The following is a 14,312-nucleotide window of genomic DNA, read 5'->3' as shown; positions in this document are numbered from 1 at the left end:
GTTTTCAATCTGTTTTCAATCTGTTTTCAATCTGTTTTCAACAAACATAACATAAAAGATAAAAGCGGATGATACCAATCATCCGCTTTTATGTGTTAACAATCTGGATTTTTAATTTAGTGATAATTGCGGTTTAAGCTCCTTAACCATCGCAATATATTCCGAACGATCTTTACCACTTAATCCGCCGGAACGAGGTAATTTTGCAGTCAATGGATTCACCGGCTGCTGATTATCCCAGAATTCAAAATGCAAATGAGGGCCAGTTGTGCGGCCGGTGTTACCCGACAGACCAATACGTTCGCCACGTTTCACTTTTTGGCCCGGTTTTACCAATAGCTTTCTTAAGTGCATATACCGGGTTGTGTACTGACGACCATGCCGGATAGCAATGAAATTACCTGCTGCACCATCAAATTTGGCAACAATAACTTCGCCATCACCAACAGCCAGAACAGGTGTTCCTACAGGCATGGCAAAATCAACGCCTCTATGAGCTGTCACTCTTCCCGTGACAGGATTTAAACGACGCGGATTAAAAGGAGAAGAGACCCGGAACTGTTTTGTTGTTGGGAAACGTAAAAAACCACGCTCCAAACCAGATGCATTACTATCGTAAAAACGACCATCATCAGCCCGGAATGCATAATAGTCGTTACCACCACTTCGTAAGCGAACACCCAATAGCTGGCTCTGTTCACTTTTTCCGCCAAGCATTTCGCGGGACAATAATACAGAAAACTGATCACCTTTTCGCAGCTTGCGGAAATCAATCTGCCATTGAAGTGCTTTAGTCACATCCCTTGCTTCGCTGCTGGTTAACCCTGCGGCTAAAGCACTTCCGGTAAAGTTACCATTCACAGCGCCTTTTATGACACTGTTTACCCACTCACCCTTCTGGAGCTCTTTTGTTTCTTTGAAGATATCACCTTCACGAGTATAAACCCGTGTCTCACGACGCGACATTCCCCATGTTAACGTTTTCAGACTACCGTTTTCATCGACAGTCCATGATAATGACTGACCAATATTCAGGCCACGCAGTGCCTTATTCTGATTCGCCAATAAAGCAATATCGGACGAATCAATACCAAACTGATTTAAAATAGAACTTAAGGTATCACCACTGGAAACAACATATTTATGAGGAACATTTACAGCTGCTTCCGATTCATTTTCCTCATCTCTGATCCCTTCATCAGAGAACTGCTCATTACTATCACCAATCGTGTCATCTGTTGCATCAGGGATAGTGCTGGGAGCTGTGATGGTGATACTCCCCGATCTTTCCATTCTTTCTTCTTGTTCGTGATAAACAACCGGACGCCACACAGCCACAGCTAAAGTGACCAACGTCAAAGAACCAAGCATGATTTTGTGTGGTCTAGGCAGGTTGTTATATACCAGAACGATAGTTTTAACCATCTGCTGCACTATTTATAATTCCTTATTATATTAATTCAGGCAGCTCGAGTATTGTTCTGACAACTGAGTTATAAATTTCATATAACTGTCTTTATTCAATACAATGCCGCTTCCCAATGGGTCAAGTGTTCCAATACGTACATCAGTACCTTTTGCAACGGCATGAATGACGGCTGGCCTGAATTGAGGCTCAGCAAAAATACACTTCGCTTTTTGCTCAACCAATTGTGTTCGTATGTTATGTAATCTCTGCGCACCGGGTTGTATTTCAGGGTTCACAGTAAAAACACCCAACGGTGTCAACTTATAATGTTTTTCAAAGTAGCCATAAGCGTCATGAAAAACGAAATACCCCTTCCCTAACGCGGGTTTTAGCATATCTGTAATATTCTTGTCAGTTTGTACAAGCTGTCCATTGAATTTACGTAGGTTTACTTCTAATTGTTGCTTATGTTGAGGATATCGCTCGACAAGACGGGTATATATCGCCTGAGCCGCCTTCTGTGCAATGTTTGGTGACAACCAAATATGCATATTATATTGGCCATGGTGATGATGTTCGTGATCTGTTTCATGTTTATGCTGATTCGATTCATCTGAATCATGGTTATCTTCGCTATTTTTCAGTAATAAAGGTTTGATGGTAGGTAAATTAGCCAATTCCAGTTGTTTATTTTGTGCAATTTTCTCTATTGGCTTCGCTAAAAATGTTTCCATATCCGGGCCAATCCAGACAACCAAATCCGCCTGATCAAGTTTGCGGATATCCGAAGGCCTTAAAGCATAATCATGTGGAGAGGCGCCATCAGGCAAAATTACCTGCGTCTCTGTTACACCATCAGCAATAGCTGCAGCAATAAAGCCCAGAGGACGAATAGATGTGACAACATCCGCCTGTGCAGAATAATTAATACCCGCGGTCAGCACAGAAATCAGAGCTGCCTGACGAAAAAATGTATGCGCGTATCTGTGTGGTTTGTGTAACATATTATGAATATCCCATGCATAGAATCTAAAAATGTTATATTATAACATTCCAATGATTCTGCAAGACACTTTTAACATGCCTGTTATGTAACATGCCAATTATGATCACCCTGAAAAACATTACGGTTAAGTTTGGTAGCCGCACGGTATTAAACAATATTTCTTTCAGCCTTACACAAGGTAAGATCCTGACGTTAATCGGCCCAAATGGAGCCGGTAAATCAACGTTAGTACGCATTGTTCTAGGATTAATTCGTCCTACTTCCGGTGTCATTGAGCACAACCAAACACTAAGGATAGGATACGTTCCACAAAAATTAAATCTTGACCCTACTCTTCCTTTGACTGTTAAACGTTTCATGATGCTTAAACCGGGGGTTAAATCAACCGATATCACCCCTGTTTTAGAACGAGTCAAAGCTGCTCATTTATTGCAGCAACCCATGCAAAAACTATCAGGAGGAGAAACTCAACGAGTTTTGCTCGCCAGAGCATTACTCAATCATCCTCAACTGCTGGTTCTCGATGAACCGACACAAGGTGTGGATGTGAATGGTCAATTAGCACTTTATGATTTAATTAATCAAATCAGAACAGAACTAAATTGCGCTGTCCTTATGGTATCGCATGACCTGCACTTGGTGATGGCGAAAACAGACGAGGTTTTATGCCTTAATCAACACATTTGCTGCTCAGGTACCCCAGAAGTGGTATCCATGCATCCGGAATTTATTGCCATGTTTGGTCACCGCGGTGCCGAACAGCTGGCAGTTTATCGCCATCATCATAATCATCATCACGATTTAAGAGGGAAAATTATTTTGAAAAAGGGTGGAGAGCCTCGCCAATGATCGAACTACTATTTCCGGGCTGGCTGGCCGGAGTTTTATTGGCGATTGCCGCAGGGCCTCTTGGCTCTTTTGTTGTCTGGCGCAGAATGTCCTATTTTGGCGATACACTGGCCCATGCTTCACTGCTTGGTGTGGCATTCGGCTTCCTGTTAGATGTGAATCCGTTTTATGCGGTGATTGCAGTGACACTGATACTGGCTGTTATTCTGGTCTGGCTGGAAAAACGTCCACAATTAGCCGTTGATACATTACTGGGCATTATGGCCCATAGCGCATTATCACTGGGTTTAGTGGTTGTCAGCTTTATGAGCGGCATCCGCGTCGATCTGATGGCTTATTTGTTCGGTGACCTACTTTCTGTAACGTATGAAGACCTCTGGCTGATTACGGCAGGCGTTGTTATTGTGGCAGGGTTACTAGCATGGCAATGGCGCGCTTTACTGTCGATGACCGTCAGTCAGGATCTGGCTTTCGTTGATGGAGTTAATATTCAGCGGTTACGTATATTGTTGATGCTGGTCACTGCATTAACTATCGGGCTAGCAATGAAATTCGTCGGAGCGCTGATAATCACTTCTTTACTTATTATCCCGGCAGCTACTGCTCGTCGTTTTGCTCGCACACCTGAACAGATGGCAATTTGTGCAATTGGTATAGGTATGTTTTCCGTTACCGGCGGGTTGACTTTATCCGCGTTTTATAACACACCAGCAGGGCCTTCTGTTGTGCTTTGTGCTGCGGTATTATTTGCTTTAAGTTTAACTTGTAAGGCAAAAAGTTAATTTTTTAATCAAATAAATAGTTGGGTCATAATTTAAATAATTATGGCCCTTTTATTTAAATCAACATTAAATTTACTCGCCAAGTGAATTTCAAGACTAATCAACATCAATAACTTCATTCCTTACCAATATAATTTTTCACTATAAAAAACAATATCTTTTATAAATTCAATTATGACAATATATTATCTTTATCTAGAGATATGAGTAACTCACCTATATTTTTTAACCGTTCTGACTCATATTCCAGTTTAATTAAGCTCACAATTTTCGTTATGCTTCTTTCCGCAAGATAATACATGCTATCGTGTCTTGGGTCTGCATGATCCATTGGTACATTATTAACTTTTCATCACCCAGTCACTCAGAGAATTTATCGTAATATGAAGTTCCTGCTGACGACTCTGCCAATCTTCTTCATTCCCACTCAAATAAGCCTTCCGCGCATCAGCCAAGACTGTGGATTGTATAGCGGGAAGACGTGCCGCCGCCCAGTCAGCAGCAATATCCTTAGGAACAAACTCTCCGGTAACTAACGTTCTCCACATACGCGCCAGCGTTAACAAAACATTACGTTCATCTCCCTGTAAGGTTTCAATTAACCCCGGCAGAACATCTTTAATAGCCCGACGAATCTCTGACTTTGGAATAACTGGAATTAGATCACTTACGGGTGGGCCAATCAGAGGGGTCGCTTCCTGTCGTGACTGAGCCAACACTAAAGTTAGTTCCGGATCACAAACAGGTTTAAGCATTTTTCTTTCTTCATATTGATGACGTAGCCATTCGCCATATATGAACTCACTTCGGGCTGGATAATTCGATGCTGTCAGATCAGTGCACAGGAAAACAATCAGTTCAACCGGGCGACGTCCATCAGGATCAGAAGGATATCGGCCCGATATCAGCATTAAATCAGTAGCAAGACATTCCCGGATTTCAGACGTCAGTGGTTTATTAATGACTACCAGTAAATCTACGTCACTGTTTGGGCGAAGACCTCCTGCCACAGCCGATCCATGAAGGTAAACAGCCACCAGCGATTCCGCTAATCTATTCTGGAGGATTAACAATGCATTATCTGCTTCAGGAGGAGTAGTCATTAATGTAATTTTTACTCGTTTTCTTTGCTCAAACCAAAATGCCGGTAAGCATGGTTAGTTGCTATTCGGCCCCGAGGTGTACGCTGGATAAAACCCTGCTGTATCAGAAAAGGCTCCAGAACATCTTCTATGGTTTCCCGCTCTTCACCAATAGCTGCGGCGATGTTATCCAAACCAACCGGGCCGCCCATAAATTTATCGATAATGGCAACCAGTAATTTGCGGTCAAGATAATCAAAACCCGCTGAATCCACATTCAGCATATCAAGGGCTTTAGCGGCGATATCATTGTCAACTGAACCATCGCCTTTTACCTGAGCAAAGTCACGTACCCGCCGCAGCAAACGGTTTGTGATACGCGGAGTTCCACGGGAACGCATGGCAATTTGCCTTGCTCCATCGTCTGAAATCTCCAACCCCATATAACGGGCACTACGGGAAACGATACTTTGCAGATCATCAACGTTATAAAACTCAAGGCGCTGCACGATACCAAATCGATCACGTAAAGGAGAAGTTAAAGAGCCTGCGCGGGTTGTAGCGCCGACTAATGTAAACGGAGGCAAATCAATCTTGATTGAACGGGCAGCCGGCCCTTCGCCAATCATGATATCCAACTGATAGTCTTCCATCGCCGGATAAAGAATTTCTTCTACAACCGGAGATAAACGGTGGATTTCGTCAATAAACAGAACGTCATGAGGTTCAAGGTTCGTCAGCATCGCAGCGAGATCACCCGCTTTTTCCAATACTGGCCCTGAAGTTGTACGCAGATTCACACCCATTTCGTTGGCAACGATATTCGCCAGCGTAGTTTTACCCAATCCTGGAGGGCCAAAAATCAGCAGGTGATCTAACGCATCCCCCCTCTGCCGTGCAGCCTGAATAAAAATCTCCATTTGCTCACAGACATGAGGCTGACCAACATATTCAGATAAGAATTTTGGCCTGATAGCGCGATCAACCGCCTCATCATCTTGCAGAATTTCTGCTGAAACCAGACGATCAGCTTCAATCATCACTTAACTCCTGCCATTATAGAGCCGCACGAAGCGCTTCTCGGATAAGGGTTTCACAATCTGCGCCCGGTTTAGCCACTTTGCTGACCATCCGGCTTGCTTCCTGTGGTTTATATCCCAGTGAAACCAGAGCTGCCGCAGCTTCTGCTTCAATATCAGCATCGGAATTAGCCGGTTGTGTTGCTGCTGGCAAATTAATATCGCTATTTTGATTGAACAGATCGCCATTAAGCCCTTTAAAACGATCTTTCATTTCTACGACTAATCTTTCCGCTGTTTTTTTACCAACTCCCGGTAACTTAACCAGAGAAGAAATAGCCTCCTGCTCAATAGCAGTAACAAATTGCTGAGCAGACATACCAGAAAGGATCGCCAGTGCCAGTTTTGGCCCGACGCCATTAACTTTAATCAGTTCACGGAAAAGAGCACGCTCTTGCTTATCATTAAACCCATATAGTAGTTGAGCATCTTCCCGTACAATGAACTGAGTGAATAATATGGCTTCCTGACCAATTTCAGGTAGTTCATAGAAGCAGGTCATTGGCATATGAACTTCATAACCTACACCATTCGTTTCTAACAAAACCAGTGGTGGCTGTTTTTCCAATACAGTTCCTCTCAAACGCCCTATCACTACTTACCCCCTGAAAATAAAAATAAATGATTCGATAAAGCTTATAGCATAAAAAAAGCTGGATGCATATCCAGCCAAAACAATTGAAAGGTTATTTCAGACGCCCTCGCGCTAAATTTAACCTCGCATTGCCCATACGGAGTAAATTCTGGCTCATATGACAATGTGTAATCGCAATCGCTAAAGCATCTGCTGCATCGGCCTGCGGGTTAGCTGATAATTTCAGCATTGAACGAACCATATGCTGAACCTGACTTTTATCTGCTGCGCCAGTGCCCACAACCGTTTGTTTCACCTGACGTGCTGCATACTCAAATACAGGAATGGATTCATTAACTGCCGCAACAATAGCGACACCACGCGCCTGCCCAAGTTTTAAGGCTGAATCTGCATTTTTCGCCATAAAAACTTGCTCTATTGCGAAAACATCAGGTTGGAATTGAGTGATTATTTCAGCAACACCTGCATAGATTCGCTGTAAACGACCGGGAAGATCATCAACTTTTGTCCGGATACAACCGCTGCCAAGATAAATAAGCTGTCGTCCCTGCTGGCGGATAACACCATACCCTGTCACTCTGGAACCAGGGTCTATACCAAGAATAACCGCCATGCTGTTTATTCACCTGTTGTATGGAATAAAAACTATGGAATAAAGAAATCCGGAATAAGAATGCATGAAATAAAAACGTTAGAGAAAGTGCCCTGACATGAGGGGCACTTTCTCTACGCTGTGAACCCTAATGTTAATTACAGCAAGGCTGCAACTTCATCAGAGATTTCACCATTGTGATAAACTTCTTGAACGTCGTCAGAGTCTTCAAGCATATCAATCAGACGAAGTAATTTAGGTGCAGTTTCTGCGTCCAGTTCTGCTTTCGTCGATGGGATCATGGAAACTTCGGCAGAATCAGCCTTGAAACCCGCTGCATCCAGTGCATCTTTAACCTCACCAAAACTCTCTGGTGTAGTATAGACATCAATCGCACCATCATCATAAGTTTCAACATCATCAGCGCCTGCTTCCAAAGCCGCTTCCATCACAGCATCTTCATCCAGACCCGGCGCATAGGAAATAACACCCTTTTTGGTGAACAGATAAGCAACAGAACCATCCGTACCCAAATTACCGCCGGTTTTGGTGAATGCGTGACGAACATCGGAAACTGTACGGTTACGGTTATCACTCAGGCACTCAACCATTACAGCTGTACCACCCGGGCCATAACCTTCATAAATGATGGTTTCCATGTTATCTGACTCGTCATTACCCACACCACGGGCAATAGCACGGTTTAAGGTATCACGAGTCATGTTATTGGACAGTGCCTTGTCAATCGCTGCGCGAAGACGTGGGTTAGAATCAGGATCACCACCGCCCAAACGTGCTGCAGTGACTAACTCACGGATAATTTTAGTGAAAATTTTACCGCGTTTTGCATCCTGCGCCGCTTTACGGTGCTTCGTATTGGCCCACTTACTATGACCTGCCATGAAAATATCTCCGATAAAACGTCTGTGCCCTTCATCATTCAGTTTACCTGCTTTATCTGCGGTAAAGTGAAATCTGTCAGGTTTAGCAGACTAAATAACAAACTCTTCAATTGCCTGCTGATTACTCCATGACTTAGTCAGGCTGGCAGCTTTTTCCACTGCCAACCATTGATAAGCCAGATGCTCTGTCAGCAGGATCTCGCACTCCCCGGGCAACGGCAGCAAAAACCAGTGTTCTTTGTTCCGTGTTACCCCGGGAGCATATCGATAACGTAAATGTGAGAAAATCTCATAATAGAGGCTGCGCTGGCAATCTATCAGTTCAAGATTGGCACTGATAATATCAATCCCGATCTCTTCCTGTACTTCACGCAACGCTGCTTCATACGGCTTTTCGTTCTCTTCGAGGCTCCCCGTAACGGATTGCCAGAAATCAGGATCGTCCCGCCGTTGTAACATCAGCACCCTTTTGCTGTCGGCAGCATAAATAACAACCAGTACAGATTCAGGGCGCTTGTAATCCATTATTCGCTCTCTTTTTTAGTAACCGAAATAGCTAACTCTTCCAGTGCTGCCGAACTTGCGTAACCCGGTGCTTCAGTCATCAGACATGCTGCTGCGGTTGTTTTCGGGAATGCAATCACATCACGGATATTATCAGTATCTGTCAGCAACATGACGAGGCGATCCAGACCAAAAGCCAGCCCTGCATGAGGAGGAGTGCCATATTTCAGGGCATTCAGAAGGAAACCGAATTTTTCCTGTTGCTCTTCTTCGGTGATACCCAGAATGCGGAATACCGCCTGCTGCATTTCATTACGATGGATACGGACTGAACCACCACCCACTTCGTAGCCATTGATAACCATATCATATGCATTCGCAATAGCAGATTCAGGGCTACTTTCCAGATCTTCAGCAGACATATCGCATGGAGAAGTAAATGGATGGTGCATTGCAGCCAGACCACCTTCTCCATCGCCTTCAAACATTGGGAAATCAACAACCCAAAGCGGTTTCCAGCTGGTCAGGTCAGTCAGGTTCAGGTCACGACCCACTTTCAGACGCAGTGCGCCCATGGCATCGGTAACGATATTTTTCTGATCAGCACCGAAGAACAGAATATCTCCGTCTTGTGCATTAGTACGGGACAACAAGCCCTCAACCACTTCTGCGGACAGGAACTTGGCAATCGGGCTTTGAACACCTTCCAGACCAGCGGCACGGTTATTAACCTTCATCCATGCCAATCCTTTCGCACCATAGATCCCGACAAACTTGCCGTATTCATCTATCTGTTTGCGGCTCAGCTCAGCGCCACCCGGTACACGAATGGTTGCTACACGCCCTTTAGGGCTATTCGCCGGTTCAGCGAAAACAGCAAATTCAACGTCTTTAACCAAATCAGCAACATCAACTAATTCCAGCGGGTTACGCAGATCCGGTTTGTCCGAACCAAAGCGGCGCATAGCTTCAGCGAACGTCATAATAGGGAAAGTCCCCAAATCGACACCACGAATTTCCAGCCACAGTTCACGGATCATTTTTTCCATGATTTCGCGAACCTGCTCAGCGGTCATAAATGAAGTTTCAACATCAATCTGAGTGAATTCTGGCTGACGATCAGCACGCAGGTCTTCATCACGGAAACATTTGACGATTTGATAATAACGGTCAAAACCGGACATCATCAGCAATTGCTTGAACAGCTGTGGAGACTGAGGCAGTGCATAAAACTTGCCTTTATGTACACGGCTTGGTACCAGATAATCCCGCGCACCTTCTGGTGTTGCTTTAGTCAGCATCGGAGTTTCCACATCCAGAAAACCGGCATCATCCATAAAGCGACGGACAAAACTAGTGATTTTTGCCCGGGTTTTGAAACGCTGAGACATTTCCGTGCGACGCAGATCAAGATAGCGATATTTCAGGCGCTGTTCTTCACTGTTGTTTTGGTTGCTATCCAGCGGTAATGGCTCTGAACGGTTGAAGATTTCAAGACTTTCAGCAAAAACTTCAATTTCCCCTGTCGCCATATCTTTATTGATCTGGCTGTCAGGACGGGCGCGCACAATCCCGGTAATTTGAATACAAAACTCATTACGCAGTTCAGAAGCCTGAGCAAATGCGTCTTTTCTATCCGGATCAAAAAATACCTGAACGATACCTTCACGATCTCGCATATCAATAAAAATAAGACCACCCAAATCACGACGGCGGTTTACCCAACCTGATAAAGTCACTTTTTGGCCTTCATGGGCCCGGCTCAACTGCCCACAATAATTAGTACGCATACAATATCCTTTTACTCAGCTCGTTATGCATTCTGCTGCGGAAATTTTGGCATTGTTCTTTTAGGAAGAATTGTCAAAAAAGGAAGCCATTATACTGGAAATTCTATCCGGAGATAAGGCTATAACACGCTTCATGACAAGACAATTTTCACGATCAGATAAACCAAATCCAATTTATTATTAAATATGATGATTTATAGCGACAGTTTTACTTTTGAGGTTTATCATCAGTAAGCCGTTTTTGGGTTAGGCAATGGAGTTAGAAATGGTTAGCTCACTTTATATTGTATTGGGCGCACTATTGTTAATTAAACTGTCTCTTGATGTGATTAAATTAAGAACACAGTATCAGGTTGCATATGGTGATGGCGGTTTTTACGAATTACAAACAGCGATTCGCGTTCATGGTAATGCTGTTGAATATATTCCTATTTCCTTACTTTTGTTACTGGTCATGGAGATGAATGGAGCAACAGTCTGGATGCTGCATATTTGCGGAATATTGCTACTTGCTGGCAGGTTATTGCATTTCTATGGCCTAAAGCAGCGTGAACTCCGATGGCGGCGAATGGGTATGGGGGCGACCTTTATGTCAATGATCATAATGGTTGTTGCCAACATATATTATTTGCCCTGGGAGCCAATATTTTCTCCTTATTCGTAACCTGCCCCCAATTGACTGATTATTAAAGAGGCCAATTATTCATTTCAATTGGCATCTTTACTACCTGATCTTACTGCTCAAAACAGTTCTGTTAGATTAGCGCTTCCTGCCTTTTCCTGCATTCTGCTAGAATAGCCAATTCTTAATTGTTTCCAAAATCAATGTTGTTATGTCAAATCAAGATCCGCACAACCAACGGGACAGTCTGTTTTCTGCTCCAATCGCTAACTTAGGTGACTGGAGTTTTGATGAACGTGTTGCCGAAGTCTTTCCAGATATGGTGAAACGCTCCATTCCTGGTTACTCAAATATCATCTCCATGATAGGCATGCTGGCAAGCCGCTTTGTCACGCCGGACAGCCAGATTTATGATCTTGGTTGCTCCCTCGGTGCAGCCACTTTATCTATTCGCCGCAATATTGATGTTGACGGCTGCCGTATTATTGCTGTTGATAACTCACCGGCTATGGTCGAGCGCTGCCGCCGTCATATTGATGCTTTCAAGGCAAAAACTCCCGTTGAAATCATCGAACAGGATATTCTTGATACCGACATTCAAAATGCTTCAATGGTGGTACTGAATTTCACATTGCAGTTTCTTCAGCCGGATGATCGCCAGAAAATATTAAATAAAATTTATGCCGGACTAAAACCCGGGGGCGTTCTGGTTCTGTCTGAGAAGTTCAATTTTGAAGATCAGAACATTGGCGAGTTACTGTTCAGCATGCATCATGACTTCAAACGGGCTAATGGTTACAGTGAGCTGGAAATTAGTCAAAAACGCAGCATGCTGGAAAATGTCATGCGGACAGATTCTGTTGAGACTCATAAATCACGCCTGAAACAAGCCGGTTTTCAGCATAGCGAAGTCTGGTTCCAGTGTTTCAATTTCGGTTCGTTATTAGCTGTTAAGGGAGCCGAATAATGATTGATTTCGGGAATTTTTATCAATTAATTGCCAAAAACCACCTGAATCATTGGTTGGAATGCTTACCGGCACAATTAAACCATTGGCAGAAAGCCTCATTACACGGCCAATTCAGCTCATGGTTAAAGAATCTGGATAATTTGCCTGAAATTCAACCATCTCACCTTGATCTGAAGAATGGTGTTATCGCCACACACATTCCCGAATTACCCGATGGTGAAAAGGCACGTATCCGCAATATTCTGAAAATCCTGATGCCCTGGCGCAAAGGGCCTTTTTCGTTATACGGTGTTGAAATTGATACTGAATGGCGTTCTGACTGGAAATGGGATCGTGTTTTACCACATCTCTCCCCTCTCGAAGGAAAAACCATACTTGATGTCGGTTGTGGCAGTGGTTATCACATGTGGCGTATGGTCGGCGAAGGTGCGGAGTTAGTTGTCGGTATCGATCCTACTCAACTTTTCCTTTGCCAGTTTGAAGCCGTCAGAAAACTCTTGGGTAATGACCAGCGTGCTCACCTGCTCCCGCTGGGTATTGAACAGTTACCTGAATTAAAAGCATTTGATACTGTCTTCTCCATGGGGGTGCTTTATCATCGCCGTTCACCTCTTGACCATTTGTGGCAGTTGAAAAATCAGTTAGTCTCAGGCGGGGAGCTGATTCTGGAAAGTTTAGTCATTGAAGGAGATGAATATCAATGCCTAATCCCGGGTGAACGTTACGCGCAAATGCGCAATGTTTACTTTATTCCTTCAGCTGAAATGTTGAAAACATGGCTGGAAAAATGTGGTTTTGTCGATGTCAGGATCGTTGATCAGGCAGTGACAACGACGGATGAGCAACGTCAGACAGAGTGGATGAAAACTGAATCTTTGGCTGATTTCCTTGACCCGTCAGATCAGCGCAAAACAATCGAAGGCTATCCGGCACCATTGCGCGCCGTTCTTATTGCCCGCAAGCCTTAATACCTGAAAATTTAAATATTGATGTGTGAATTGCTCGTTATGGCAGTTCACACCTTCAATGTTCAGAGGTGGTTTTAGCCGGGATTTAGTTATCAATCAGGATCATCACTCCTTTCATGGATTCTACTAACTCAGGATCGACACTATAATTCGTGTATTCCTCCATTTCACGGTCTTCGGAATTCATTCTTACACCAGCCTTACGGTAGACCATTTTAGAAGATACAATTTTACCTGCTGAGCTGTGCACTTCCTTTACTCCAATTTCTAAAAACTTACTAATATTACTGGCCCGGACACCCGCTCCCGGCATAATACTAGGGCCACGACTGGCCTGCGCCAACTCTTTTAATAAATGTAAGCCTAACTCTGCACTACTTTGCTGACCAGAAGTTAATATACGCTTTACACCCAGTTCAGTCAGCTGGTCCAGCGTATATAGCGGATCACAACACATATCAAAAGCGCGATGGAACGTAACAGCCATATCTCCAGCCAAGGACATTAGTTGCCTCATGCGCAACATATCAACTTTCCCTTCTTCGTTCAAAATACCGAAGGAAACACCGGGAAACCCCATATCGCGGATACAGGAAACATCATTTTTCATCGCTTCAAAATCGAATTTACTGTAGCAAAAATCCCCTCCTCTGGGCCGAACAATCGGGTGTACAGGAATAAATAAGCACTGCAACGCTTGTTTTAATATTCCCATACTGGGGGTCAGCCCCCCTTCCAATGGCCCTGCACACAATTCGATTCGATCAGCTCCTGCCTCTTGTGCAATAAGCGCACAATTTACGCTATAACAGCAAATTTCCAGTTTTAGCATTAACCCCTCCTCTGAATTCAAATCTGTCAATGCGTCATAAATAGATTCGAAATATTCCATTAGCGAACTTATTAACTATGACAACTATTTTTCAAAATGACATATTGCAAATCACAAGAACAGAATTTTTTGCTGATAAATCGTTATGAAAAAGTCAATTTTGCTGATATGTCCGCATTTTTATCAAGATTAATAGATAGAAAAAGAATAATGCTTGATCACAGTGGCATTATCAGCTATTAGCTGCACAATTATAACAATCTGAACATCCAACAAGATAAATCCATTAGCTAAATATTTTCTAAATATCAGAGTATTAATCACATTTATA

General features: G+C 43.5%; 15 protein-coding genes. 5 read left to right on the top strand and 10 right to left on the bottom strand.

Annotated elements, in window-relative coordinates; translation table 11 throughout:
- Window positions 1–111: 111 nt before the first annotated feature.
- Entirely contained in the window at window positions 112–1,434 is a 1,323-nt protein-coding gene (gene mepM / locus AACX38_RS17045; RefSeq protein WP_228863181.1) for a murein DD-endopeptidase MepM, read from the bottom strand.
- Window positions 1,435–1,455: 21 nt separating this feature from the next.
- Complete coding sequence (gene znuA, locus AACX38_RS17040) at window positions 1,456–2,412, bottom strand: zinc ABC transporter substrate-binding protein ZnuA (protein ID WP_228863180.1); 957 nt, start codon at window positions 2,410–2,412, stop codon at window positions 1,456–1,458.
- 92 nt (window positions 2,413–2,504) lie between these two features.
- Between znuA and znuC the strand changes: the two genes are divergently transcribed.
- Window positions 2,505–3,263 (top strand): zinc ABC transporter ATP-binding protein ZnuC, encoded by a 759-nt coding sequence (gene znuC / locus AACX38_RS17035; RefSeq protein ID WP_099121788.1) that lies wholly within the window; start codon window positions 2,505–2,507, stop codon window positions 3,261–3,263.
- Window positions 3,260–4,045: a zinc ABC transporter permease subunit ZnuB gene (gene znuB, locus AACX38_RS17030; protein ID WP_228863179.1), complete on the top strand. Its 786-nt coding sequence runs from the start codon at window positions 3,260–3,262 to the stop codon at window positions 4,043–4,045. Before znuC ends, znuB begins: the two co-directional genes overlap by 4 nt.
- Before the next feature lie 341 nt (window positions 4,046–4,386).
- Here znuB and AACX38_RS17025 read toward each other — a convergent pair whose 3' ends face one another.
- The 7 genes from AACX38_RS17025 to aspS form a co-directional block, all read right to left on the bottom strand.
- Window positions 4,387–5,148, bottom strand: a complete 762-nt coding sequence (locus tag AACX38_RS17025; protein WP_228863178.1) for an aminoglycoside adenylyltransferase family protein — start codon at window positions 5,146–5,148, stop codon at window positions 4,387–4,389.
- An 11-nt stretch (window positions 5,149–5,159) separates the two neighbouring features.
- Window positions 5,160–6,167, bottom strand: a complete 1,008-nt coding sequence (gene ruvB / locus AACX38_RS17020; RefSeq protein ID WP_099121790.1) for a Holliday junction branch migration DNA helicase RuvB — start codon at window positions 6,165–6,167, stop codon at window positions 5,160–5,162.
- Between the two features lie 16 nt (window positions 6,168–6,183).
- The gene (gene ruvA / locus AACX38_RS17015) at window positions 6,184–6,801 is read right to left on the bottom strand and encodes a Holliday junction branch migration protein RuvA (RefSeq protein WP_099110167.1); all 618 of its coding nucleotides are present in this window, start codon (window positions 6,799–6,801) and stop codon (window positions 6,184–6,186) included.
- A gap of 91 nt (window positions 6,802–6,892) precedes the next feature.
- Window positions 6,893–7,414, bottom strand: coding sequence for a crossover junction endodeoxyribonuclease RuvC (ruvC, locus tag AACX38_RS17010; protein WP_099121791.1), 522 nt, complete (start codon window positions 7,412–7,414; stop codon window positions 6,893–6,895).
- A gap of 137 nt (window positions 7,415–7,551) precedes the next feature.
- Window positions 7,552–8,295, bottom strand: a complete 744-nt coding sequence (locus AACX38_RS17005) for a YebC/PmpR family DNA-binding transcriptional regulator (protein ID WP_099110169.1) — start codon at window positions 8,293–8,295, stop codon at window positions 7,552–7,554.
- Between the two features lie 90 nt (window positions 8,296–8,385).
- Window positions 8,386–8,820: a dihydroneopterin triphosphate diphosphatase gene (nudB, locus tag AACX38_RS17000; RefSeq protein WP_099121792.1), complete on the bottom strand. Its 435-nt coding sequence runs from the start codon at window positions 8,818–8,820 to the stop codon at window positions 8,386–8,388.
- Window positions 8,820–10,589: an aspartate--tRNA ligase gene (gene aspS, locus AACX38_RS16995; RefSeq protein ID WP_228863177.1), complete on the bottom strand. Its 1,770-nt coding sequence runs from the start codon at window positions 10,587–10,589 to the stop codon at window positions 8,820–8,822. Before aspS ends, nudB begins: the two co-directional genes overlap by 1 nt.
- Window positions 10,590–10,854: 265 nt before the next feature.
- Here aspS and AACX38_RS16990 point away from each other — a divergent pair, with 265 nt between their 5' ends.
- The 3 genes from AACX38_RS16990 (at window position 10,855) to cmoB (ending at window position 13,149) form a co-directional block, all read left to right on the top strand.
- Window positions 10,855–11,253, top strand: a complete 399-nt coding sequence (locus tag AACX38_RS16990) for an MAPEG family protein (protein ID WP_099110172.1) — start codon at window positions 10,855–10,857, stop codon at window positions 11,251–11,253.
- Window positions 11,254–11,422: 169 nt separating this feature from the next.
- Window positions 11,423–12,178, top strand: a complete 756-nt coding sequence (gene cmoA, locus AACX38_RS16985; protein WP_099121795.1) for a carboxy-S-adenosyl-L-methionine synthase CmoA — start codon at window positions 11,423–11,425, stop codon at window positions 12,176–12,178.
- Complete coding sequence (gene cmoB, locus AACX38_RS16980) at window positions 12,178–13,149, top strand: tRNA 5-methoxyuridine(34)/uridine 5-oxyacetic acid(34) synthase CmoB (RefSeq protein WP_099121796.1); 972 nt, start codon at window positions 12,178–12,180, stop codon at window positions 13,147–13,149. Before cmoA ends, cmoB begins: the two co-directional genes overlap by 1 nt.
- Window positions 13,150–13,234: 85 nt before the next feature.
- On the opposite strand, the gene cutC is transcribed toward cmoB, so the two are convergent.
- Complete coding sequence (cutC, locus tag AACX38_RS16975; protein ID WP_099121797.1) at window positions 13,235–13,981, bottom strand: copper homeostasis protein CutC; 747 nt, start codon at window positions 13,979–13,981, stop codon at window positions 13,235–13,237.
- Between the last annotated feature and the right edge of the window lie 331 nt (window positions 13,982–14,312).

This window comes from Xenorhabdus sp. PB30.3, assembly GCF_963895965.1.
GTDB classification, from domain to species: domain Bacteria; phylum Pseudomonadota; class Gammaproteobacteria; order Enterobacterales; family Enterobacteriaceae; genus Xenorhabdus; species Xenorhabdus stockiae.
The sequence above is the reverse complement of the archived record's forward strand: the minus strand, read 5'-3'. Positions and strand labels throughout refer to the sequence as shown.